The organism is Comamonas sp. AG1104 (assembly GCF_003350425.1).
GTDB classification, from domain to species: Bacteria; Pseudomonadota; Gammaproteobacteria; order Burkholderiales; family Burkholderiaceae_C; genus Comamonas; species Comamonas testosteroni.
This window is the reverse complement of the sequence record NZ_QQAS01000003.1, coordinates 308,511-332,709: the sequence shown is the minus strand read 5'-3', so window position 1 is coordinate 332,709 and position 24,199 is coordinate 308,511. Positions and strand designations below refer to the sequence as shown.

The 24,199-nt window shown below is 61.9% G+C and carries 22 protein-coding genes; 21 read left to right on the top strand and 1 reads right to left on the bottom strand.

Going from position 1 to position 24,199, the window contains the following annotated elements:
- The first annotated feature begins 64 nt into the window (after window positions 1–64).
- The 14 genes from argB to DFO48_RS09950 all read left to right on the top strand — a co-directional run bounded on the left by argB (window position 65) and on the right by DFO48_RS09950 (window position 15,848).
- Complete coding sequence (argB, locus tag DFO48_RS10015) at window positions 65–964, top strand: acetylglutamate kinase (RefSeq protein ID WP_003068053.1); 900 nt, start codon at window positions 65–67, stop codon at window positions 962–964.
- A 157-nt stretch (window positions 965–1,121) separates the two neighbouring features.
- A complete protein-coding gene (locus DFO48_RS10010) occupies window positions 1,122–1,841 on the top strand; it encodes a response regulator transcription factor (protein WP_003068054.1) in 720 nt (239 codons plus the stop codon).
- Between the two features lie 130 nt (window positions 1,842–1,971).
- Window positions 1,972–3,471, top strand: a complete 1,500-nt coding sequence (locus DFO48_RS10005; RefSeq protein WP_003081302.1) for a sensor histidine kinase — start codon at window positions 1,972–1,974, stop codon at window positions 3,469–3,471.
- Between the two features lie 176 nt (window positions 3,472–3,647).
- Entirely contained in the window at window positions 3,648–4,343 is a 696-nt protein-coding gene (gene slmA / locus DFO48_RS10000) for a nucleoid occlusion factor SlmA (RefSeq protein WP_003081301.1), read from the top strand.
- A 185-nt stretch (window positions 4,344–4,528) separates the two neighbouring features.
- Window positions 4,529–5,326, top strand: coding sequence for a TetR/AcrR family transcriptional regulator (locus DFO48_RS09995; RefSeq protein ID WP_114863269.1), 798 nt, complete (start codon window positions 4,529–4,531; stop codon window positions 5,324–5,326).
- Window positions 5,327–5,401: 75 nt separating this feature from the next.
- Window positions 5,402–7,198 (top strand): acyl-CoA dehydrogenase C-terminal domain-containing protein, encoded by a 1,797-nt coding sequence (locus DFO48_RS09990; RefSeq protein ID WP_114863268.1) that lies wholly within the window; start codon window positions 5,402–5,404, stop codon window positions 7,196–7,198.
- 87 nt (window positions 7,199–7,285) lie between these two features.
- On the top strand, window positions 7,286–7,729 hold the full coding sequence (locus tag DFO48_RS09985; RefSeq protein ID WP_114863267.1) for a DUF2147 domain-containing protein: 444 nt from the start codon (window positions 7,286–7,288) through the stop codon (window positions 7,727–7,729).
- A 69-nt stretch (window positions 7,730–7,798) separates the two neighbouring features.
- Window positions 7,799–10,201, top strand: coding sequence for a 3-hydroxyacyl-CoA dehydrogenase/enoyl-CoA hydratase family protein (locus DFO48_RS09980; protein WP_114863509.1), 2,403 nt, complete (start codon window positions 7,799–7,801; stop codon window positions 10,199–10,201).
- A gap of 180 nt (window positions 10,202–10,381) precedes the next feature.
- Window positions 10,382–11,578 carry an acetyl-CoA C-acyltransferase gene (locus DFO48_RS09975; RefSeq protein WP_114863266.1) on the top strand — a complete coding sequence of 399 codons (1,197 nt, stop codon included), beginning with the start codon at window positions 10,382–10,384 and terminating at the stop codon, window positions 11,576–11,578.
- A gap of 14 nt (window positions 11,579–11,592) precedes the next feature.
- Window positions 11,593–12,558, top strand: coding sequence for an alpha/beta fold hydrolase (locus DFO48_RS09970; RefSeq protein ID WP_003081293.1), 966 nt, complete (start codon window positions 11,593–11,595; stop codon window positions 12,556–12,558).
- Between the two features lie 37 nt (window positions 12,559–12,595).
- Entirely contained in the window at window positions 12,596–13,429 is an 834-nt protein-coding gene (locus DFO48_RS09965; protein WP_003081291.1) for an acyl-CoA thioesterase II, read from the top strand.
- Between the two features lie 46 nt (window positions 13,430–13,475).
- The gene (locus tag DFO48_RS09960; protein WP_114863265.1) at window positions 13,476–14,270 is read left to right on the top strand and encodes an enoyl-CoA hydratase; all 795 of its coding nucleotides are present in this window, start codon (window positions 13,476–13,478) and stop codon (window positions 14,268–14,270) included.
- A 176-nt stretch (window positions 14,271–14,446) separates the two neighbouring features.
- Window positions 14,447–14,959, top strand: a complete 513-nt coding sequence (locus DFO48_RS09955; RefSeq protein ID WP_114863264.1) for a thioesterase family protein — start codon at window positions 14,447–14,449, stop codon at window positions 14,957–14,959.
- Between the two features lie 241 nt (window positions 14,960–15,200).
- A complete protein-coding gene (locus tag DFO48_RS09950; protein ID WP_114863263.1) occupies window positions 15,201–15,848 on the top strand; it encodes a polymer-forming cytoskeletal protein in 648 nt (215 codons plus the stop codon).
- Window positions 15,849–15,913: 65 nt separating this feature from the next.
- Here the strand turns inward: DFO48_RS09950 and DFO48_RS09945 are convergent, their stop codons facing one another.
- Window positions 15,914–16,381: an acyl-CoA thioesterase gene (locus tag DFO48_RS09945; protein ID WP_114863262.1), complete on the bottom strand. Its 468-nt coding sequence runs from the start codon at window positions 16,379–16,381 to the stop codon at window positions 15,914–15,916.
- A gap of 212 nt (window positions 16,382–16,593) precedes the next feature.
- Between DFO48_RS09945 and DFO48_RS25430 the strand changes: the two genes are divergently transcribed.
- The 7 genes from DFO48_RS25430 to DFO48_RS09910 all read left to right on the top strand — a co-directional run bounded on the left by DFO48_RS25430 (window position 16,594) and on the right by DFO48_RS09910 (window position 24,175).
- The gene (locus DFO48_RS25430) at window positions 16,594–17,085 is read left to right on the top strand and encodes a hypothetical protein (RefSeq protein WP_172590564.1); all 492 of its coding nucleotides are present in this window, start codon (window positions 16,594–16,596) and stop codon (window positions 17,083–17,085) included.
- Window positions 17,043–18,872: an ABC transporter ATP-binding protein/permease gene (locus tag DFO48_RS09935; protein WP_003081285.1), complete on the top strand. Its 1,830-nt coding sequence runs from the start codon at window positions 17,043–17,045 to the stop codon at window positions 18,870–18,872. The genes DFO48_RS25430 and DFO48_RS09935 overlap by 43 nt, the downstream gene beginning before the upstream one ends.
- 180 nt (window positions 18,873–19,052) lie before the next feature.
- Window positions 19,053–19,817, top strand: coding sequence for a GntR family transcriptional regulator (locus DFO48_RS09930; RefSeq protein WP_114863261.1), 765 nt, complete (start codon window positions 19,053–19,055; stop codon window positions 19,815–19,817).
- Between the two features lie 71 nt (window positions 19,818–19,888).
- Window positions 19,889–20,965 (top strand): aromatic ring-hydroxylating dioxygenase subunit alpha, encoded by a 1,077-nt coding sequence (locus tag DFO48_RS09925; RefSeq protein ID WP_003081278.1) that lies wholly within the window; start codon window positions 19,889–19,891, stop codon window positions 20,963–20,965.
- A gap of 108 nt (window positions 20,966–21,073) precedes the next feature.
- A complete protein-coding gene (locus DFO48_RS09920) occupies window positions 21,074–21,553 on the top strand; it encodes a MarR family winged helix-turn-helix transcriptional regulator (RefSeq protein ID WP_003081275.1) in 480 nt (159 codons plus the stop codon).
- Window positions 21,554–21,725: 172 nt separating this feature from the next.
- Window positions 21,726–23,081 carry an MFS transporter gene (locus DFO48_RS09915; RefSeq protein WP_114863260.1) on the top strand — a complete coding sequence of 452 codons (1,356 nt, stop codon included), beginning with the start codon at window positions 21,726–21,728 and terminating at the stop codon, window positions 23,079–23,081.
- A gap of 14 nt (window positions 23,082–23,095) precedes the next feature.
- The gene (locus DFO48_RS09910) at window positions 23,096–24,175 is read left to right on the top strand and encodes a Rieske 2Fe-2S domain-containing protein (protein ID WP_114863259.1); all 1,080 of its coding nucleotides are present in this window, start codon (window positions 23,096–23,098) and stop codon (window positions 24,173–24,175) included.
- The last annotated feature ends 24 nt before the right edge of the window (window positions 24,176–24,199 follow it).

The window sequence follows — 24,199 nt, the reverse complement described above, 5'->3', positions numbered from 1 at the left end:
CTGTTTGCGGCACAATGCAGCCCATCTGACTTGAACATTGTCCCACGGGACAGAGCCTTGATCTATGACCACCATTGACCCCACCACCCAGATCGCCCCTCGCGACAAAGCTGAAATCCTCGCGCAAGCGCTGCCCTACATCCGCAAGTTTCATGGCAAGACCATGGTCATCAAGTATGGCGGCAACGCCATGACCGATCCTGCCCTGCAGGCAGACTTTGCGGAAGATGTGGTGTTGCTCAAGCTGGTGGGGATTAACCCTGTGGTGGTTCATGGTGGTGGGCCTCAGATTGAAGCGGCGCTGGGTCGTCTAGGCAAGAAGGGTGAATTCATTCAGGGCATGCGTGTCACGGATGAAGAGACCATGGAAGTGGTGGAGTGGGTGCTGGCCGGCGAGGTGCAGCAGGACATCGTGGGTCTGATCCATCAGGCCGGCGGCAAGGCCGTGGGCCTGACGGGACGAGATGGTGGCTTGATTCGTGCCAAGAAGCTCAAGATGCTGGATAACAAGGATCCGAGCATCGAGCACGATGTGGGTCAGGTGGGCGATATCGTCGCCATCGACCCCAGTGTGGTGAAGGCGCTGCAGGACGATGCTTTCATTCCAGTGATCAGCCCTATCGGTTTTGGGGAGGAGAACGAAAGCTACAACATCAACGCCGACGTGGTTGCAAGCAAACTCGCAACAGTGTTGCAAGCTGAAAAGCTGGTGCTTTTAACCAACACTCCGGGCGTTCTGGACAAGGCCGGCAATCTGCTGACCGATCTGACGGCGCGCGAGATTGATGCGCTGTTTGCCGACGGTACGATTTCCGGCGGCATGCTGCCCAAGATTTCGGGCGCTCTGGATGCTGCCAAGGCCGGCGTGAATGCGGTGCACATCATCGATGGACGCGTGCCGCATTCCATGCTGCTGGAAATTTTGACGGACCAGGCGTATGGCACGATGATTCGCAGCCATTGATGAGCCTGTCTGGCCCTGACATGTGGTTGCTCTTGTCGAGTGACTTTTCACATATGGCGTTAACATCGCCGCAGGGCTTTCCCGGGTGGAGTCGCGCTCAGGACTCCGCCGCAAGCCGCCTTTGGGCGGCTTTTGTTTTTGAGCGAGGTAGGACTTTATGCGTTTGCTTCTGGTGGAAGATGATGTGATGGTGGCCAGCGGTATCAAGCTGGGTCTTTCCGATGCCGGTTATGCGGTGGACTGGGTGGGCAGTGCCGAGCGTGCGCTGGAAGTGCTGGCCCAGGAAGCGTTCGATGTGGCGGTGATCGATATCGGCCTGCCGGGCATCAACGGCCTGGAGCTGACGCGTCGCCTGCGCAGCAGCGATGTGGAAAGCAAGGCCATGCCGGTGTTGATCCTCACGGCGCGCGATGCGCTGCAGGACCGGGTGCAGGGCCTGGACTGGGGCGCCGACGACTATATGGTCAAGCCTTTCGAGCTGCCCGAGTTGCTGGCGCGCCTGCGTGCGCTGATGCGCCGCTCCCAGGCAGCAACTTCGGCTGTCCTGAACTTTGGCTGCATTGAGCTGGATACGGCGGGCCGTCGCGCCGGCGCACGCCAGCTGCCGCAGGAGGGCGAAACTGAAGGCAAGCTGCTGCCGATCGATCTGGGGCCACGTGAATGGACGGTGCTGGAGTATCTGCTGCTCAATGCTCCCAAGCCCGCCAGCAAGGAAAAGCTGCTGCAGGCACTGACCGGTTGGGACCGTGAAATCACGCCGAACGCCGTGGAAGTTTATGTGTCCCGCCTGCGCAGCAAACTGGAGCCGCATGGCGTGGCCCTGCGCTCCATTCGCGGTTTCGGTTATCGGCTGGAGTTGATGCCTGAATCCGTTTGATGCTCGATTTGATAGCTGTTAGCGCTTGATTGATATGGAGTTTAGTTATTTATATATCTGAACTGGTTATTAATAAGGCGCTTGCAGCTATAAAAATTGAATACCCAGAGTTCTCATTAAATAAGCATTAATGACCGCCAATCTGCGTTTTCGGCTGCTGGTTCTGCTTTTGGTGCCGCTGATGCTGTTGGCGGCCATGGGCGGCTGGTTCAGCTACAGCGCCGCAGATGAGGCCTCCACCCAGCATGACCAGCGTTTGTTGCGCTTGCTGCCAGCCCTGGCCGATTCGGTGCTCGCGCCCTCGATTGCGGATGGCACGCCGCCGCTGGTGTCGCTGACGCCAAGCGTCGAAGATTTTTTGCGCAATCAGGGCGATGAAGCAGGCTATGCCGTGGGCGATCTGCAAGGCAATGTGGTGGCAGGCGATACCTGGATCAACTTCGATGTGCCTGCGACCGGCACGGCGGAATTCCATAGCCAGGAGCACGACGGTGTGACCTATCGCGTTGCCGTGCTCAAGGCCGAAACCTATGGCGCCGGCGAGATGGTCGTCATGCTGGCCGACAGCAGCGATGTGCGCCAGCAATGGGTGCGCCAGCTGCTGATGCATGTGCTGCTGCCCAATCTGCTGTTGATTGCGGGCGCGGCCGTGGCCATTTACTGGTCGGTGAGCCGGGCCTTCAAGCCGCTGCACAAGCTGACGCAGGCGGTGGAGCGCCGCTCGCCGCGCGATCTGAGCCCGATCGACGAGCAGACCTCGCCAGCCGAGGTGCGGCCTCTGGTGCGCTCGCTCAATCGGCTGTTCTCCCTGGTCAATGCCCAGGCTGAAGGCCAGCGCCGTTTCGTCGCCGATGCAGCCCACCAGCTGCGCACGCCGCTGGCGGCCCTGCAGACCCAGGTGGAAGCCTGGGCCCTGAGCGGACAGGAGGCCAGGCGCCTGGCCAAGCGTACGGGTGAGCCGGCGCAGGTCGTGCTCACGGTGGAGCAGATCGAGCAGCTGCGCGATGCAACCCGGCGCACTTCCCAGCTGGCGCGTCAGTTGCTGGCCCTGTCGCGTGCCGATGCGCGCAATGCCGAGGTGCAGCCGCTGCAGGAGGTGGATCTCAAGGAGCTCTGCGAAAGCATGCTCGAGACCTTTATCGATCGGGCCTCGATCAAGCATCTGGACTTTGGTCTCGAGGTCGAGCCTGCATCAGTCTGGGGCCATAGCTGGTTGCTGCGCGAACTGGTTTCCAACCTGGTGGAAAACGCCATCAAGTACACGCCCCGCGGCGGCAGCGTCACCTTGCGCTGCGGTCTGCGCCCCCGGCCCGTGGGCACGGACGATGCCACCTTGCTGCAGATGGCAGGTGTGCAGCAATGGGCTTTTGTCGAGGTTGACGATGACGGCCCCGGCGTGCCCGAGGAAGAGCGCAGCCAGATTACCCAGCGTTTCTATCGCGCCCAGGGAGTGATTGAAGAAGGAACCGGTCTGGGCCTGGCAATTGCCGATGAAATAACGCAATTGCATCAAGGTGTACTGAGTTTTTCAGATGGAAGTTTCGGTAAAGGTCTATTAGTAAGACTTGAAATTCCGGTTCAATCAGTTTCAGAAGGCAGTCATGAGGTATCTGAAGCTCTCAAAGGTTAATTTCTCGGTTACGCTTGCGTGTTGGTGAGAGCGGGGGTGAAAGTTCGGGGTGGAGACCGCAAGCCTGCTGTGTATTAAGGTTGGTTTGACGCACCTGGCACCTGCCGGTAAGGATAGTCGTGTGCTTAACAGTGCAACTGGCTGTGAGAAAATTGCTAATAAATACTGAGTCGCCTATGTCTGAGTCTGAAGTCCTGTCGCCTGTTTCCAATATTGAAAATCCCGCGGAGGACAGTCCTGCCGCTCCCGCCATGGCTCCTGCGCGCAAGCGTCCCAAGCCCGGCGAACGCCGCGAGCAAATCCTGCAGGCATTGGCCTCCATGCTGGAAAAGCCCGGTGCCGACCGCATTACCACGGCGGCCCTGGCTGCCCATCTGAGCGTGAGCGAGGCGGCTCTGTACCGCCACTTCGCCAGCAAGGCCCAGATGTTCGAGGGCCTGATCGAGTTCATCGAGCAGTCCGTCTTCACGCTGGTGCAGCAGATTGTGGGTCGTGATGTGCCCGAGGCCGCGCATGATCCGGTCACAAGCGTGCGCAATGCCAACCGCGTGGTGGCATTGCTGCTGCAGTTTGGCGAAAAAAACCCCGGCATGGTGCGCGTGATGGTCGGCGACGCCATCGTTTTCGAGCACGAGCGTCTGCAGACCCGCATGAACCAGTTCTTTGACCGCATCGAGTCCACCTTGCGCCAATGCCTGCGCCCTGCCGCTGGCGCCATGGGCTCTGCTGCACCGACGGCCGAAGCATCGGTGGCTGCCAGTGTGCTGACCTCGTTTGCGCTGGGACGTCTGCAGCGCTATGCCCGCTCGGGCTTTCGCCGCCTGCCCACCGAGCACCTGGATGCCAGCCTGGCCATGATGGTCGTGGTCTGAGTCGCTCGTCGGGCACTCTTTCGGAACGCCGCAGTCTCAGGACTGGCGGCGTTTTTTATTGCGTATCGAGGCAACTGAGCCGGCAAAAGTCCGGGTAGGGAGGGCTAAGTATTTACCCTTGACGGATTCAAAACCGGCCGGAAACTGTGCAAAATAGAACGAACGTTCGTTTTATTGAGAGTTTCATGGCCTCGTCTTCCGTTTCCCGTTCTTCAACTTCGCCCGCAGGTCGGGATGTGGCGCATCCGACCGGCCGTGGGGGGGCTGCTAGCACGAAGACCAGTGCAAAGTCTCGCAAGCTGCACGCCCAGGCGCAAGCTGCGGTTAGCCCCAGTAAGGCCGTGGAAGGGGCTGCTGCAACCAGGTCTGCGGGCAGATCGCTCGCAAAAGGTCAGCAGACCAAGGCCACGATTGTCGAGGCAGCGCTCAATCTTGCCACGCATATCGGCCTTGAAGGCCTGTCCATTGGCGCGATTGCCGAGCTCACGGGCATGAGCAAATCAGGTGTGTTTGCCCATTTCGGCTCGCGCGAGGAATTGCAGATTTCCGTGGTGCACGAGTACCACGACCGTTTCGAGCAGGAAGTCTTCTACCCCGCCATCGAGGCGCCGCGCGGCATTCCGCGTCTGCGCGAGCTGTTTGGCAACTGGATGAAGCGCACTTCCATGGAGATCGATTCCGGCTGCATCTATATCAGCGGAGCGGTGGAGTTCGACGATCGTACGGGCCCGGTGCGCGATGCGCTGGTCGAGTCCGTCAGCACATGGCTGGCTGCCATGCGCCGCACCATTGTGCAAAGCCAGGAATGTGGCGATCTGCGTGCCGATGCCGATGCCAGCCAGTTGCTGTTTGAAATTCACGGTCTGATTCTTGCCCTGCATTACGAGGCACGCTTTCTGCATAGCGACGGCTCGATAGAGCGGGCTCATGCAGGCTTCAACAACATTCTGGCGCGCTATGCCAGCGAGCCGCCAGCCGCCTGACGCCACTCACAACCCGCGTCAGTTCCAACCCCAAAAGCAAACCGTTCAACGCGCAACCATTACAGGAGACGACAAATGCCCAGCTACAACCCGCCACTGCGTGACATGCAATTCCTCATGCACGAGGTCTTCAAGGTCACCGAGACCTATCAGCAGATTCCCAAGTACGCGGAGGTCGATGCCGACACCATCAATGCGGTGGTCGAGGAGGCGGGCAAATTTGCGGCCAATGTCGCGTTTCCCTTGAATATCTCCGGCGATGAAGAGGGCTGCACGCTGAACAAGGAGACCCACGAGGTCACCACGCCCAAGGGCTTCAAGCAGGCGTATGCGCAGTTCATCGAAGGCGGCTGGCCGGCACTGTCCTGCGATCCGGAGTATGGCGGCCAGGGTCTGCCGTTCGTGCTCAATTCGGCGCTGTATGAAATGCTCAATAGCGCCAATCAAGCCTGGACCATGTATCCCGGTCTGTCGCATGGCGCCTATGAGGCTCTGCATGCCTACGGCACGCCCGAGCAGAAGAAGACCTATCTGGGCAAGCTGACCAGCGGCGAGTGGACCGGCACCATGTGCCTGACCGAGCCGCACTGCGGCACCGACCTGGGCCTGCTGCGCACCAAGGCCGAGCCGCTGGCGGACGGCAGCTATCGTGTCACCGGCAACAAGATCTTCATCTCGGCCGGCGAGCATGACTTCACCAGCAACATCGTGCACCTGGTACTGGCGCGTCTGCCCGATGCACCCGTCGGCTCCAAGGGCATCAGCCTGTTCGTCGTGCCCAAGTTCAAGGTCAATGCCGATGGAACGCTGGGCGAGCGCAACCCGATTTTCTGCGGTGCGCTGGAGCACAAGATGGGCATTCACGGCAATGCCACGGCCCAGATCAATATCGATGGTGCCATCGGCACCCTGGTGGGCGAGCCCAACAAGGGTCTGCAGGCCATGTTCGTGATGATGAACGCGGCCCGTCTGGGCGTGGGCAACCAGTCGCTGGGGCTGACCGAAGTGGCCTACCAGAATGCACTGGCCTATGCCAAGGACCGCCTGCAGATGCGCAGCCTGTCGGGCGTGAAGGCCAAGGACAAGCCGGCCGACCCCATCATCGTCCACCCCGATGTGCGCCGCATGCTGCTCACGGCCAAGGCCTATGCCGAAGGCGGCCGCGCGCTGTCCACCTTCTGCGGCCTGCTGCTGGACAAGGAGCTGCACCATCCCGACGAGAAGGTGCGCAAGGACAGCGGCGAGCTGGTGGCATTGCTGACGCCCATCGTCAAGGCCTTCATCACCGACAACGGCTGGACGGCGACGACCCTGAGCCAGCAGGTCTTCGGCGGCCACGGCTTCATCAAGGAATGGGGCATGGAGCAGTTTGTGCGCGATGCGCGCATCAACATGATCTATGAAGGCACGAACGGCATCCAGGCGCTGGATCTGCTGGGTCGCAAGATCCTGGGCAACCAGGGCGCGACGCTCAAGAAGTTCGGCAAGCTGATCGCCCAGTTGGTGGAGGAAGAAGGCGTCAACGAGAAGATGAGCGAGTTCATCACACCCATTGCCGTGCTGGGCGAGCAGATGACCAAGTTCACCACCGAGATCGGTTTCAAGGGCATGCAGAACCCCGACGAAGTCGGCGCCGCCGCCGTGGACTATCTGCGTGTGGCCGGCCATCTGGTCTTCGGCTATCTGTTTGCCCGCATGGCCCAGGTGGCGCTGCGCGAGATCGCGGCCGGCAATGCAGATCCCTTCTACCAGGGCAAGCTGCAGACCGCGCGCTTTTATTTCGCCAAGCTGTTCCCCGAGACGGCGACGCTGATGCGCACCGCGCGCGCCGGCAGCCAGTCGCTGATGGACAGCGACGCGGCCCTGGCCTGATGCTGTGCAGGCGCATGCTGTATTGCTATTGAAAAAGTAGCTTCATGCGCCTATACATCCGTTGTTTTGAATATAAAGGACTCGGAAATGAAGAAGATCAAAGCGGTAGCAGCTCTTGTATTGATAGCGGGCAGCATGTCGGCCGCCTGGGCGCAGATGTCGCCCGTCGGCACCTGGCGCAGCATGGATGAAAAGGAAAACACGCCCAAGGCGCAGGTGAAGATCACCGAGGCCGGCGGCGTGGTCACGGGCAAGGTCGAGGCCCTGCTGCGCAAGGGCGCGGATCCGAATGCGCTGTGCACCGAGTGCAAGGACGAGCTCAAGGACAAGCCCGTGGTTGGCATGACGCTGATCAGCGGCGTCAAAAAGGCCGAAGGCAAGGAAGTCTGGGAGGGCGGCAGGATTCTCGATCCCGAAAACGGCAAGACCTATACCGTGCGCCTGACGCCCATCGACGCAGGCCAGAAGCTGGAAGTGCGTGGCTCCATCGGTCCTTTCTGGCGTACCCAGACCTGGATCCGCGTTCAGTAAATATCAAGACTCAAACAGCCAGCGCTGACGCCGATGGTGCGGCAGCTGGCCCTCAATGGAACATTGCTCATGTCCCGATTCAATGTGAAAAAAGTCGCCGTGCTGGGCGCGGGCGTGATGGGTGCGCAGATCGCCGCCCATCTGGTCAACGTCAAGGTGCCGGTCATTTTGTTTGACCTGCCGGCCAAGGAAGGCTCCAAGAGCGGCATTGCAGAGCGTGCCATTGCCAATCTGAAAAAGCTCAAGCCATCGCCGATCGGCGTGGCCGACGATGTGGAGCTGATCCAGCCGGCCAACTACGAAGAGCATATGAAGCTGCTCAAGGGCTGCGATCTGGTGATCGAGGCCATCGCCGAGCGCATGGACTGGAAGCTGGACCTGTATCACAAGATCGCGCCCTTTGTCGCCAAGCATGCGCTGCTGGCGTCCAATACCTCGGGCCTGTCGATCACCAAGCTGTCCGAGGCCTTGCCCGACGCCATCAAGCCGCGCTTTTGCGGCATCCACTTCTTCAACCCGCCGCGCTATATGCAGCTGGTGGAGCTGATCAACACGCCCACCACGCAGGCCGAGGTGCTGGACCAGCTAGAAGCCTTTGTCACCAGCACGCTGGGTAAGGGCGTGGTGCGTGCGCACGACACGCCCAACTTCATCGCCAACCGCATCGGCATCGCCGGCATGCTGTCCACGATGAAGGAGGTCGAGAACTTCGGCCTGTCCTTCGACGTGGTGGACGACCTCACGGGCAAGAAGCTGGGCCGTGCTTCCTCGGGCACCTTCCGCACTGCGGACGTGGTGGGCCTGGACACCATGGCCCATGTCGTCAAGACGCTGCAGGACAATCTGAGCCTGGAGACCGATCCCTTCTACGGCAGCTTCGGCACGCCGCCTGTGCTGGCCAAGCTGATCGAGCTGGGCAACCTGGGCCAGAAGACCAAGAAGGGCTTCTACAAGAAGGTGGGCCGCGACATCTTCCAGTTCGAGCTCGACAGCGAGGACTACATTCCCGCAGGCGGCAAGGCCGATGAGGTCTACGGCCGCATGCTCAAGAAGCCCGCTGCAGAGCGCCTGAAGCTGCTGCGCAATGCCGAGGGCAAGGAGGGCCAGTTCCTCTGGGCCATTTTGCGCAACAGCTTCCACTATGCCGCCGTGCACCTGCAATCCATTGCCGATTGCGCACGCGACGTGGACCAGGCCATGCGCTGGGGCTTCGGCATGAAGCAGGGCCCGTTCGAGCTGTGGCAGGAAGCCGGCTGGCTGGAGGTGGCCAAGATGGTCCAGGAGGACATCGACGCCGGCAAGGCGCTGTGCAAGGCTCCGCTGCCTCAATGGGTCTTCGAAGGTCCGGTGGCCGATGCCGGCGGAGTGCACACCGGCAATGGCTCGTGGAGCCCTGCGCAGAACAAGTTCGTGCCGCGCCGTGTGCTGCCCGTATACGAGCGTCAGCTGTTCCCTGAAAAGCTGCTGGGTGAGACCGATCTGCCCGACTGGCAGACGGCTGGCACGACGATTGCCGAAACCAGGGCGCTGCGCACCTGGACGCTGGACGGCAAGATCTTGATCGCCAGCATCAAGAACAAGATGCACGCCATCAGCCCCGAAGTCATGGAAGGTCTGATGGAGGCGGTGGATACGGCCGAGAGCGACTTCGACGGCATGGTCATCTGGTCCGGCGATGCGCCCTTCAGCGTGGGCGCTGACCTGGAGGCCACCATGCCTGCCTTTGTGATCGGTGGAGCGGACGCCATCGAGAGCATCGAGCAGGAGCTGCAGAATCTGATGCTGCGCCTGCGTTATGCACAGGTGCCCGTGGTGTCTGCCATCCACGGGCTGGCGCTGGGCGGCGGCTGCGAGATGGCGGTGTACTCGGCGCGTCGCGTGGCCCATATGGAAAGCTATATCGGCCTGGTGGAGGTCGGCGTGGGTCTGGTGCCCGGCGCCGGCGGCCTGACCTATATCGCCCGCCGCGCTGCCGAAAATGCTGCCACCAGCACCGGCAAGGATTTGCTGCCCTTCCTGACCGAGGGCTTCACGGCCGCCGCCATGGCCAAGGTGGGGACCAGCGCGCTGGAGTCGCGCAAGCTCGGCTATCTGCTGGACAGCGACATCATCGTGGCCCACAAGGACGAGGTGCTGTTTGTCGCCATCAACGAGGCCAAGGCCATGGCGGCCGGCGGCTGGCGCGCACCGCACAAGCGCAGCTTCCCCGTGGCGGGCCGCAGCGGCCAGGCCACGATCAAGGGCTCGCTGGTCAATATGCGCGACGGCGGTTTCATCAGCGAGTTCGACCAGCATATTGCGGGCCTGATCGCCAATGTGGTCTGCGGCGGCGATGTCGATGCCGGCACGCTGGTGGATGAGGCCTATCTGATGAGCCTGGAGCGCAAGGCCTTCTGTCATCTGATTGCCCACCCCAAGACCCATGAACGAATCCTGGGCATGTTGAACACCGGCAAGCCGGTTCGCAACTGATTTGATATGAGCATCCCCCTGAGTCGCTGCGCGCCTTCCCCCTTCTCTCGCTTTGCGGGAAGGGGGACGCCAGCAACGCTGCGGGGCGGCCCTTGCTCGCTGGCTGCTGGTATGCACCGCGAAGTAATGGAAGCCTTGCACTCAGGTTAAAGAGCTAAGAGACAACCAAGGAATTTGGTCATGAAACAAGTACAAGACGCCTATATCGTTGCGGCCACGCGCACTCCCATCGGGCGCTCGCACAAGGGCTTTTTCCGCAACTACCGTCCCGACGATCTGCTGGCCACCACGCTCAAGGCGGCGCTGGCCCAGGTGCCTGGCCTGGATCCCAAGGCGATCGAGGACATCGTCTGCGGTTGCGCGATTCCCGAAGCCCAGCAGGGCCTGAACGTGGCGCGCATCGGTGCCGTGCTGGCGGGACTGCCCACCAGCATCGGCGGCATCACCGTCAACCGTTTCTGCGCCTCCGGTCTGTCGGCCGTGGCCATGGCGGCGGACCGTATCCGCGTCGGTGAAGCCGATGTGATGGTTGCTGCCGGCGTGGAGAGCATGAGCATGGTGCCCATGATGGGCAATGCGCCCAGCCTCTCGCCCAGCATCTTCGAGCGCGATGGCGATGTGGGCATTGCCTACGGCATGGGCCTGACGGCAGAGAAGGTGGCCCAGCAGTGGAAGGTCTCGCGCGAGGCGCAGGATGCGTTTGCACTCGAATCGCACCGCCGCGCGATCGCCGCGCAGCAGGCCGGTGAGTTCGCTGCCGAGATCACGCCGATCGAAGTCACCGACCGCACGCTGAACATCGCCACAGGCGAAACCGTGGCCAGCACGCGTACCGTGAGCCTGGACGAAGGCCCGCGCCCCGATACCAGCCTGGAAGGCCTGGCCAAGCTGCGCACCGTGTTTGCGGCGCGCGGCTCGGTCACTGCGGGCAATAGCTCGCAGACCAGCGACGGTGCGGGCGCGCTGATCATTGCCAGCGGCGATGCCGTCAAGCGCTTTGGTCTGACGCCGCTGGCGCGCTTTGTCAGCTATGCCAGCAAGGGCGTGCCGCCTGCCATCATGGGCATTGGCCCCATCGAGGCCATTCCCGCCGCGCTGCGCTACGCGGGTCTCAAGCAGGACGATATCGACTGGTACGAGCTCAACGAGGCCTTTGCGGCCCAGTCCCTGGCCGTCATCAACACCCTGGGTCTGGATCAGAGCAAGGTCAACCCCATGGGCGGTGCGATTGCACTGGGCCATCCCCTGGGAGCAACCGGTGCCATCCGTGCCGCCACCGTGGTGCATGCGCTGCAACGCAAGCAACTCAAGTACGGCATGGTGACCATGTGCGTGGGCATGGGTCAGGGCGCGGCAGGCATCTTCGAGCGCGTCTGAACGCCGCAGCCGCCATGCATACCGCCCAGTCGCAAGCCTCTGTGTCGGCTCCGCTGCAAGCCGCCGTGCAATGGACGGAGATGGCTTTGCCCATCTCCGTGGGCTCGGCCCATCTGGCGCTGCGCCAGTGTCAGCCCCGGGCGGCAGCGCCGCTGGCGCAGGTGGTGGTGGCTGGCGCCATGGGCGTGCAGCAAAGCTATTACCAGGCCTTTGCCCGCTGGCTCGCGGAGCAGGGCTATGGCGTCACCACCTTCGACTACCGTGGTCATGGCCTGTCGCTGCAGGTGCCGCTGCGCGACGCCAGGGCCGACTTGCTGGACTGGGCCAAGGACTGCGAGCTGGTGGCAGCACATCTCAAGCAGCAGTTTCCCGAGCAGCCGCTGATCTGGATCGGTCATAGCGTGGGCTCGCAACTGCCGGGCCTGGCCTCCATCCCCCTGCCCATCAACGGCTTGCTTTCCGTGGGCAGCGGCAGCGGCTACTGGCGCGACAACGCGGCGCCCACCCGGCGCATGATCCGGCTGTTCTGGTGGGGTGTCGCCCCGCTGGTCACCGCCTTGTACGGCGCGTTTCCCGGACGCAAGCTGGGCATTGTGGGCGATTTGCCGGCAGGCGTGATCTGGCAATGGCGTCGCTGGTGTCTGAATCCTCTGTATGCCATGGGGGCGGAGGGGCGCTGGGCAGCCGAGGCCTATGCAGCGGCCCACTACCCCTTGCATGCACTGTATTTCGAGGACGACGAAATGATGTCGCTGGCCAGCGCACAAGCGCTGGTGGGCTGGTACAAAAGTGCGCCCAGCACGCTGGAGCGTGTGGACCCGGGGCTGGCTCCGGCCGGACGCATAGGCCATCTGGGGTATTTCAAGGAAGAGATGCGCGAGCTACTGTGGCAGCCCCTGCTGCCTTTGCTGCAGAGCTGGCGCGACGGTGACCGCGGCCCAGGCAAACCCTTGTTCGGGCCGCATGAGTCACCTGTTTGACGGCTTTCATTCCCGCCCTTGGGCAACACTGCCAATCATGAGCACAGACCTCCACCCCTTTGATCGTGCCGTGGCGCTGAGCGCTACGGGAGTGCCCAATCAGTACCAGGGAACGGCCTCGCCCGATTACTGGAATATGGTCGGCCCATATGGCGGCATCACGGCGGCCAGCCTGGTGCAGGCCATTCAGCAACATCCGCAGTGTCTGGGCGATCCGCTGTCCATCACCGTCAACTATGCGGCAGCCGTGGGGCCGGGCGCTTTCGAGATCGAGGCCAGGCCGGTGCGTACCAACCGCTCCACCCAGCACTGGCTGCTGACCCTCACCCAGCCCGATGCCGAAGGCCAGCCGCAGATCGTGACCACGGCCACAGCCGTGACCGCGGTACGCCGTCAGACCTGGAGCGTCAGCGATATGCCCATGCCCGAGGTCCGGGCTGCTGCCGAGGTGGAGCGCGTGCCGCCGCTGTTCAAGGCCTCCGAGTGGCTGACCCGCTATGAGATGCGATTTGTGGACGGAATCCTGCCGCGTGAGGAGGACGGAGCCGAGCGCGACAGCCTGACGCGGCTCTGGGTGAGAGACAATCCGCCGCGTCCGCTGGATTTCGCGTCGCTGGCTGCGGTCTCCGACGTGTTCTTTCCGCGGGCGTGGCTGCGTCGCTCCAGGCGCGTGCCGGCGGGCACGGTGTCCATCACGGTCTACTTCCATGCCGGACGCGAGGAACTGGCCGAGGCGGGCGACGGACTGCTGCTGGCGCAGGCGCGCGGGCAGGAGTTCCGCAACGGATTTTTTGACCAGACGGCCCAGCTGTGGAGCCAGTCCGGCCAGATGCTGGCGACCAGCCACCAGATTGTTTACTACAAGGAATAGCGCGCTGAAACCGGCAAGCTGTTCACATCATTCACAGGGCAAGATCATGAGCAATATCCAGGATAGCCAGGACATCCTGGTGCACACCGAAGAGGGCGTGTGCACCATCACCTTCAACCGTGCGGCGAAGAAGAACTCCTTCACCGAGGCCATGTACCGCCAGATGGCAGACGCATTGGCTGCCGCTAAGGTCGACGCAGGCGTGCGCGTGGTGGTGTTTCAGGGCGACATCGCCATCTTCAGCGCAGGCAACGATATTGCGGACTTCCTGAAGCAGGCCTCCACCCCCGATACCATGGGGGCCGATGCACCCGTGTGGCGTTTCCTGCAGGAAGTATCGGCCTTTCCCAAGCCGCTGATTGCTGCGGTCTGTGGTCCGGCTGTGGGCATTGGCACCACGCTGCTGCTGCACTGCGATCTGGTCTATGCCGGCGATAACGCCGCTTTCTCGCTGCCCTTCATCAACCTGGGCGTATGCCCCGAAGCGGCATCCAGCCTGCTTTTGCCCCAGATGCTGGGCTATCACCGCGCTGCCGAGGCACTGCTGCTGGGTGAGCCCTTCATGGCAGAAGCCGCGCTGGAAGTGGGTCTGATCAACCGCGTGGTGCCGCCCAGCGAATGCAATGCCGTGGCACAGGCCCAGGCCAGGAAGCTGGCGCGCAAGCCCTTGTCCTCGCTGATCGAGACCAAGCGCCTGATGAAGGGCGGCCAGGCCAAGGCAGTGGGCGAGCGTATCGTGGAAGAAGGCGCAGTCTTCGCCCGCATGCTGCGCGAGCCCGCTGCCAAGGAAGCACTGACGGCCTTCATGGAAAAACGCCACCCTGACTTCAGCCAGTGCTGAAGTCGGACATTGCGGCAGCAAGGCGAGCGCAGCGATGGGTGGCGGTTTTGCCCAAAGCGCCATCCGGATTTCGGCATGTGCCGAATCCGGGCCAGCTTCGCCAGCTTGCACCAGTGCCGATCTGAGAATCGCCCCTTGCCGGGCGATTTTTCTTTGACCGTTTTTCAAGGTTGCCTATGACATCCAGGTCCCTACCGTCCCGCAGTTCAGCGCAGGAGGCTGCCGAGTCCGTGCAGTTCGAGCCTGAGTTCATCTCCGGCTTGCGCGAGATCTTTGAAACGCGCGTGGCCTTCAACCAGACCATAGGGCTCAAGATCGGCGAGATCACGCCCACACTGGTGCAGGGGCATATCGCCATGCGACCTGATCTGATCGGACATTCGGCCTACCAGCGCATTCATGGCGGCGTGATCAGCGCAGGCCTCGATTCCATGGGCGGGCTGGCTGTGATGGCTGCCATTGCGGCCAAGCATATGGACGATACGCCCGCGCAAAGACTGCATCGTTTTTCCCGGCTGGGCACAATCGATCTGCGTGTGGACTATATGCGCCCCGGCATCGGCAAGGAATTTCTGCTCACTGCCAGAGTTCTGCGCCTGGGCTCGCGGGTGGCGAATACCCAGATGGAGTTTCTGTCGATGGATGGCGAGCTGCTGTCTACCGGCACAGCGGCCTATATCGTCTCTTGACGATCTCTGAAACGAGAGCGTAGAGCGCCAGTGAAATATGGACTGGCAGCAAAAAGTGCTTCAAAGACAGGCAAGTGAACACTTGCCCGGATGCAGCCAAATCTTTCATTGTGTGAGATCAGGCAATGCATGCAAGTAACTGAAACTTGTGAAAGCTTTGCTTACCGTTATTGCGAGATGACGGTAAATGTTGCTACTTATGCTGCATAGGATGGCACTTTCTGACTAGGAGATTCCTGCCATGGCTGTGCAAAACCCGTTCTTCGGCAAACGCGATAACGATAACTTTCCTTCACGCAGTTCCGTCACCGGGCTTTCGACAGCGAATACCGCTGCGACATCTGGCGCCAGCTCTCTGAGTAACGCGGGCCTTGGCACGGCACCATCCAGCACCATGCGTGCGGCTTCGACTGCAGCTCCCACCGCGCCTCTTGCGGAGGAAAACGGTGGCAGCAAGCTGACCGTCGGCCCGAACATCAAGCTCAAGGGCGTGGAAATTACGGACTGCGACACCTTGGTCGTGGAAGGAACGGTTGAGGCGACCATGAACTCCCGCGTCATCAAGATTGCCGAGCAGGGTGCGTTTCACGGTACGGCCGAGATCGATATTGCAGAAATCCACGGCAAGTTCGACGGCACTCTCACAGTGCGCGAAAAGCTGGTGATCTATGGCTCCGGCAAGGTCAGCGGCACGATCCGCTATGGCAAGGTGGTGATCGAAGAGGGTGGCGAGTTGACGGGGCAGATCGAAGCGGGAACCCGTTCCGGCACCAGCAGTTCCAGCAATGTCTCCGCTTCCGCCTGGAGCAAGAGCGGTGCCGGCAGCACCAGCAGCCAGGCGGCTGTGGCCAGCAGCAATGAAACGACGGGTAGCGCTGCAGTCGTCTGAATCTCTGCGCACAGCCCATGAAAAAAGCGACCTTCAGAGGTCGCTTTTTTTATGCCTGAACAATGTCAGCTCTTGGCGGTGGCCTGAGCCTGGAGTTTCTCGCGCCAGGCGCGTGTCTGCTCTGTATCAGGCAGAGACTGGGGCTTGCCGGTGGCGTCTATGGCCACATAGGTCAGGCGGGCCTCGGTCACCTTGACATATTTGCCCTGGTCGGAAAAGCGCTCGGCAAAGACTTCCACATCCACGGCGACCGAGGTGCGACCCACATGCTGCACGCCGGCATAAAAGGACAGAATGTCGCCCACACGCACGGGTTGCTTGAAGATGAATTCGTTGACGGCCACGGTCACCATGCGGGTGTGGCTGATGCGCTGCGGCAGCACCGAGCCGGCCAGATCCACCTGAGCCATCACCCAGCCACCGAAGATGTCGCCATTGGCATTGACATCGGCAGGCATGGGCACGACTTTGAGAACCAGTTCCTTGTCGGCGGGCAGGGCAACGCTGGGAAGGTCGGGCGAACGGGGGGGCATGGAAATCTGTGACACGAATGGAAAGATTGAATTGTCCCTCAACATCGGGTTTCTACCATGTTGGCCAGAGAAAGCCACTAACGACGGTTCGGGCAAGTAAGTAGGGAGTAACTATGGGACGGTGTTTGTGGTGGATGGGCGTGGGTCTGAGTGTGCTGCTGTCGGCCTGCAGCAGCCATCCGGTAAAAGCCCCAGTATCGGGTAGAGACGATGTGACATCTGCAACGTCGCTCAAGCCACTTGTACAGGCTGTGCAGCCCTCTTGCCATCCGGAACCCTTGACCGGCGCGGCAGCGCTGGCCGGGCCTTTCACGTCAATGACGCCCGCTCAGGCCTTGCAGGCCGGAGCACTGAATGCGCGTGTCTGCTGGGCTGGCGGGCTGCGTACCATAGAGTCGGTCAGTGAGCAGCGCGATTGCATGGTTGTGCTGCATGCCGAGTTCAGCGAGCAGGGCTTTCTGTCCTGGCCGCGCGAGGCAAGCTTCTTCAAGGCCTGCGGTGCCGGCCCGTATGACAGACAGCTGCTGCAGCCCTTCACCTTGGTCTGGGTGAGCGCAAAAGTGACGGGACAGGCAGAATTCGTGGGTACCCAGATTCCCGTCATAGAAATAGACGCCCTCTACCGCGGCTCCGACTGCCTGCAGGGCGACACAGCCCCACAATGCGTTCACAGTTACCTGCAACCCCAGAAGAAGCCGCAGTAGCGGCAAACCAGTCAGACGGCGCCACGCTGCGTCGCCTCTTTCCCTATATCTGGCGCTACAAATGGCATGCGCTGGCGGCGCTGGCGTTCATGATCTGCGCCAAGCTGGCCAATGTGGGCGTGCCCATCCTGCTCAAGCACTTGGTCGATGCGCTGGATATCAAGCCTGGGCAGGCACAGGCCGTGCTGGTGGTCCCCGTGGGTCTGCTGGCGGCCTATGGATTGCTGCGCTTTTCCTCCACCATGTTCACCGAGCTGCGGGATCTGGTCTTTTCCAAGGCCACGCAGGGTGCATCGCGCTCGATCGCGCTGTCGACCTTCGAGCATCTGCATGCACTGAGCCTGCGTTTTCATCTGGAGCGCCAGACCGGTGGCATGACGCGCGACATCGAGCGCGGCGTGCGCAGCACCGAGTCGCTGATCTCGTATTCGCTCTACTCCATCTTGCCCACGCTGATTGAAATGGCGCTGGTGCTGGGCATTCTGGCCGTGCGTTTCGACATCTGGTTTGCCGTCATCACGTTGGCCGCGCTGGTGTTCTATATCGGCTTCACGGTCACCGTGACGGAGTGGCGCACACGCTTCAGAAAAGAGGCCAATGCCCAGGAGTCGGCGGCCCATACCAAGGCCATTGACTCGTTGCTGAACTACGAGACCGTCAAGTACTTCAACAACGAGCAGTTCGAGTCCGCGCGCTATGACGAGAACCTCGAAAACCTGCGCCGCGTGCGGCTCAAGAGCCAGACCACGCTGTCCATGCTCAACTGCGGCCAGCAGCTCATCATCGGTGCCGCGCTGGTGGCCATTCTGTGGCGGGCCACGCAGGGCGTGGTCGACGGCAGGCTGACGCTGGGCGATCTGGTCATGATCAATGCCTTCATGATTCAGCTCTACATTCCGCTGAATTTCCTGGGCGTCATCTACCGCGAGATCAAGCAGAGCCTGACTGACCTGAACCGCATGTTCACGCTCATGGACAAGGAGCGCGAAGTGGCCGATGCGCCCGGTGCCCAGCCCTTGCAGATTGACAATCCGCCGCCCGAAGTGCGCTTTGAGAACGTGCAGTTCGCCTACGATAGCGCGCGCCCCATCCTGCACGATGTGAGCTTCACCATACCTGCGGGCAAGACCGTGGCCGTGGTCGGTCCCTCGGGTTCGGGCAAGAGCACGCTGGCGCGTCTGCTGTTTCGCTTCTATGACGTGCAGGGCGGCCATGTGCGCATTGCCGGGCAGGACATCCGCACGGTGACCCAGAGCAGTGTGCGGCACTGTGTGGGCATCGTTCCGCAAGACACGGTGCTGTTCAACGACACGGTGGCCTACAACATTGCCTATGGGCAACCGGGCGCCACGCAGGAACAGGTGGTTGCAGCGGCCAAGGCTGCGCGCATCCATGACTTCATCGAGCGCACGCCCCAGGGCTATGCCACGCGAGTGGGCGAGCGCGGCCTCAAGCTCTCGGGCGGTGAAAAGCAGCGTGTGGCGATTGCGCGCACTCTGCTCAAGAACCCGCCGATTCTGATCTTCGACGAAGCGACTTCGGCACTGGACAGCGCCAACGAGCGCGCCATCCAGAACGAGCTGCGCAGCGCGGCGCAGGGCAAGACCTCTCTGGTCATTGCCCACCGCCTGTCCACCGTGGTCGAAGCGCATGAAATTCTGGTCATGGACAGCGGCCGAATCATCGAGCGCGGCACGCACGAGGAGCTGCTGGCCGCTGGCGGGCGTTACTCCAGCATGTGGAATATGCAGCTCAACCAGGCGGAGTCATCGGAGATTCCCGCCTGAGTGCGGTCACCTTTCGCCAGACGTTCGACAAGCCACCTTCGGGTGGCTTTTTTTGGCTTTCTTGCTTTTATGTATACATGTTGCTAGGTGTTTACCCTCTAATTTGCAATTAATTCGCTGTTTTTTGATTTTTATGTATACATTTCTTCCGTCTACCAAGAACTAAATGCCCCGCGAGACATGCCACCCTCCATTGCCACCGCTGCTGCAGCGGAAGAAAACCATTCCCAGGTCGTGAAGGCGCAGCTGCAGCTGCGCGAAATGATTCTTGCCGGCGAGATGGCGGCCGGAGAGCGCATCTCCGAGCTGGTGCTGGCCGAGCGTCTGGGCATCTCCCGCACTCCCATACGTGCAGCGCTGATGCGGCTTGAGCAGGAGGGCATGCTGGAGGCCACGGCTGGCGGGCGCGGCTACAAGGTGCGCGTGCTGTCCGAAGCCGATGTGTCGGACGCCATCGAGCTGCGCGGTACGCTGGAAGGTCTGGCTGCGCGCATGGCGGCCGAGCGCGGGGTCGATGAAGCCCTGCTGGCGAGAGCCGCACGCTGTCTGGATGCCATCGACCGTGTGCTGGATGCCCAGAATTGGGGCGACGAAGCGTTTTCAGCCTATGTGGCCTTGAACTCCGAATTTCACGACATCTTGCTGGAGATGTCGGGCAGCAGCTTCATGCAGCGCGAGCTGGAACGGGTCAAGCGCCTGCCCTTTGCCTCCCCCTCGGGCTTTGTGGTGGCCGACTCCGAGTCGCCGCGCGCGCTGCGCAGCCTGATTCTGGCGCAGGAGCAGCACCGTGAAGTGATTGACGCCATCGAGCACCGCGAAGGCGCGCGTGCCGAGGCGCTGATGAAAGAGCACTCGCGCATTGCGCGGCGCAATCTGCGCGAAGCCATGCGCTCGCCGGAGACCACGCGTGTGCCCGGTGCGCAACTGATTCGCGCCAGCCGCTGATGCCCGGTCCGTGGCGCAGCAGGCGGTGCCCGGACCCGACCCCGATCGATAAATACAAGGAGACACCCACGATGAGCAAGCAAGCACAGCCTACCTATCCTCGCAACACCTGGTACGTCGCTGCCACGGCGGCCGAAGTCACGGACAAGCCGCTGGGGCGCCAGATCTGTGGTGAGCGCATGGTTTTCTACCGCGCCCTGGAAGGCAAGATGGCCGCCGTCGAAGACTTCTGCCCGCACCGCGGCGCACCGCTATCGCTGGGCCGCGTCTGCGAAGGCAAGCTGGTCTGCGGCTATCACGGGCTGGAGATGGGCTGCGACGGCAAGACGGTTGCCATGCCCGGCCAGCGCGTGCGCGGCTTTCCTGCCATCAAGAGCTATCCGGTGGAGGAGCGTTACGGCTTTGTCTGGGTCTGGCCGGGTGACAAGGATGCGGCCGATGCAGCGCTGATCCCGGATCTGCAATGGCATGACAACCCCGAGTGGGCCTATGACGGTGGGCTGTTTCACATCAAGGCCGACTATCGCCTGATGATCGACAACCTCATGGACCTGACCCATGAGACCTATGTGCATGCCAGCAGCATTGGTCAGGCCGAGATCGACGAGACGCCCTGCAAGACCGAGGTCATAGGCGACAGCGAAGTGGTCACCAGCCGCTTCATGGAGAACATCGAGGCGCCTCCGTTCTGGAAGATGGCATTGCGCAGCAATGGCCTGGCCGATGACGTGCCTGTGGACCGCTGGCAGGTCTGCCGTTTCACCCCTCCCAGCCATGTGCTGATCGAAGTCGGTGTGGCGCATGCCGGCAAGGGCGGCTATGACGCCGCGGACGAGCACAAGGTCTACAGCATGGTGGTGGACTTCATCACTCCGGAGACCGATGGCAGCATGTGGTACTTCTGGGGCATGGCGCGCAAGTTCAACCCCGGCGATGCATCGGTGACGGCGGCCATCAAGCAGGGCCAGCACAAGATCTTCAGCGAAGACCTGGAGATGCTGGAGTTGCAGCAGCGCAATCTTGAGGACTATCCGCAGCGTCAGCTGCTCAAGCTCAATATCGATGCCGGCGGTGTGCAGTCGCGCAAGATCATCGAGCGCCTGATCGACGAAGAGAAAAACGAGTCGCGCGTTGCAGCGCTGGCTTGAGCGGCGGCAGGTAGGGGCAGATCATGTCTGTAGATGGAGTAATCTTGCAGCTCCCCGAATCGGAGTCAGCGCTGTCCATAGTCAGCGCTGCCCTTGCTACGCTGCTGCATGGAATCGCCCACCACACCCAACCCGCTTTCCCTGGATCTCTACGACCAGCCAGGTCATCTGATTCGACGAGCCCAGCAGATTGCTGCGCTGCTGTTTCGAGAAGTGCTGGGACCCGATGTGACGCCGGTTCAATACGCCATCCTGCGCATGCTGCAGGAGTCTCCGGGCATCGACCAGGTGACGCTGGCGCGTCTTGTCGCGCTGGACAACTCGACCACAGCCGATATCGCTGCGCGTCTGGAAAGCAAGGGCTGGATTCATCGCGAGCTGCTGCCAAGGCGTCAGCGCCGTTTGAGTCTGACCACCGAGGGCGAAGCCATGCTGGCCGCGTTCGTGCCCAATGTCTACGAGCTGCAGCAGCGCATGCTTTCCGCGCTGGAGCCCGAGGAGCAGGCGGAGTTCAAGCGTCTGCTGCGCAAGTTCGTGCAGTTGCACGACAGCACTGAAGCCGGCGAGCAAGCGGCGATCAACGGCTAGCAGCCCGTTCTGGCGCGGCGGCTTCACCACGATCACGCTGGCCAGAGTCGGCGGTGAATAGGCGGTGAACCGGCACGACTAGGGAATTTACTTGTGCTGGATCAAGAGTTCATTCAGTAAACTGAATGTGATTCAGTATGCTGAATGAATGATAAAAAACAAGGAGACAACGATGGAACAGGATTTGCGCGCGCATCTGGACCAGCGGCCCATGACGACCTTTCAATGGTCGGTCATCGCGGTATGCATGGCCCTGAACATGATCGATGGTTTTGACGTGCTGGTGATGGCCTTCACGGCTTCGGCGGTGTCCGGGCACTGGAAGCTCAGCGGCTCGGAGCTGGGCTTTTTGCTCAGTGCCGGCCTCTTCGGCATGGCCGCAGGTTCGCTGCTGCTGGCGCCCATGGCCGACAAGTTGGGGCGTCGTCCCCTGATACTGCTGTGCCTTGCAGTGTCAGGGCTGGGCATGCTGGCTTCGGCCTGGAGCCAGACGCCGACGCAGCTTGCGGTGCTGCGCGTGATCACGGGCCTGGGCGTGGGCGGCATTCTGGCCTGCAGCAACGTGATTGCCAGCGAATATGCCTCGCTGCGCTGGCGCAGTCTGGCGGTCACGCTGCAATCGACCGGCTATGCGCTGGGTGCGACCATCGGCGGCAGTATCGCGGTCTGGCTGCTGGCCCACCATGGCTGGCGTTCCGTCTTCATGTTCGGCGGTTGCTCCACGCTGGCGGTGCTGGTTCTGGCCTGGTTTGCCTTGCCGGAGTCCATGGACTTTCTGCTGGTCAAGCGGCCCGCCAATGCGCTGCAGCGTCTCAATGCACTGATCCGCAAGATGGGCCTGCCTGCACTGGGCTCCCTGCCTCAGGCCATGGTGGCAGGCAGCGGTGAAAGCAAGCGCATGGGGCCTTTGCAGCTGCTGTCTCCCCAACTGCTGCGCCCCACGGTGCTGGTCTGGCTGTCCTTCTTCTCGGTGATGTTCGGCTTCTATTTCGTGATGAGCTGGACTCCCAAGCTGCTGGCGGCCTCGGGCCTGACGCCTGAGCAGGGCGTGACCACGGGCGTGCTGCTGAGCCTGGGCGGCATTCTGGGCGCGACCTTGCTGGGCCTGCTGGCGGCGCGCTTTGCGATTCACCGTGCGCTGGCAGTCTTCATGCTGGTGACGGCAGTGCTGCTGTGCTTTTTGGTGGGCAGCTCCGGTGCGCTGTGGATGTCGTACACGCTGGCCTTCCTGATCGGCGTGTTCGTGAATGCCTGCGTGGCCGGCCTCTATGCGATTGCGCCTGTGGTCTACGGCAGCGATGTGCGCGCCACCGGTGTCGGCTGGGGCATCGGCATTGGCCGCATCGGTGCGATTGTGTCGCCGCTGGTGGCCGGCGGCCTGCTGGATGCGGCCTGGTCGCCCGATCAGCTGTACCTGGGTTATGGCGTGGCGTTTGTCCTGGCTGCCGTCATCGTGTCCATGCACCGCATTGCCGGTCCGCAGGTCGCGCACAGTCGCGTCACGTCCGAAACAGTGGCCGCTCATTGACCAGGGAGACTTCGATGAACCAGATTTCTCACACCATGAGCGCAACTGCTCCGGCCTTTCCGCTGGATCAATGGTATGTGGCGGGCTTTGCCTGGGAACTGAAGGACCAGCCGGTGGCGCGCACCTTGCTGGGTCAGCCGGTGGTCCTGTTCCGCACGGCAGATGGCCGGGTCGCTGCGCTTGAGGATCGCTGCTGCCACCGCGAGTTGCCGCTGTCCTGCGGCACGGTGGAAGCTGCGGGTCTGCGCTGCGGCTACCATGGCCTGCTCTTCAGCCATGAAGGGCAGTGCCTCGAAATACCGGGCCAGGAAAGGATTCCAGCCAAGGCCTGCGTGAAGTCCTTCGAGCTGCGCGAGCGCGACCAGATTCTCTGGATCTGGATGGGCGCGACACCGGACTCCGTGCCGGACACGGAGCCGCCTGCCTATGCCGTGCACAGCGACCCCCAATATCGTTTTGGCGGCGGCGTGTATCACTACGACGCACCGTACCAGCTGATTCACGACAACCTGCTGGATCTGAGCCATCTGGGCTATGTGCACCTCAAGACCATCGGCGGCAACGCCAGGGTACATATGAACGCGGATCTCAAGGTCAGCCAGGACGGGGACAGCGTGAAGGTGGTGCGCTGGATGCCGGATTCGGACCCTCCACCTACTTATGCACAGGCCTGGCCTTTTCAGGGCCGCATCGACCGCTGGCAGGAAGTGGAGTTCCACCCCTCGCATGTGCGTATCTGGACCGGTGCCATGGATGCCGGCCAGGACAGGCTGGACAACCCGGCGCGCGAAGGATTTCATATGCGCGGCTTTCACGGCGTGACGCCGGAGACGGAGACCAGCGCGCATTACTTCTGGACGATTGCGACCAATCCGCATCCGCAGATGCAGGACACGACACAACTGGTGATCGATCAGACGGCGGCCACTTTCGAAGAAGACAAGGTGGTCATCGAAGCCCAGTTCCGCAACCAGCAACGCTTTGGCTCACGCGCCGTGGTGGATATCCACGTGGATGTGGGCCCCAATCGTGCGCGGCGCGTGATCGAGCGCTTGCGCAAGGCCGGCGCGCAAGCCTCGCAGGCGCTGGCCTAGCACCGCACAAGCAAAAGAGAAGTA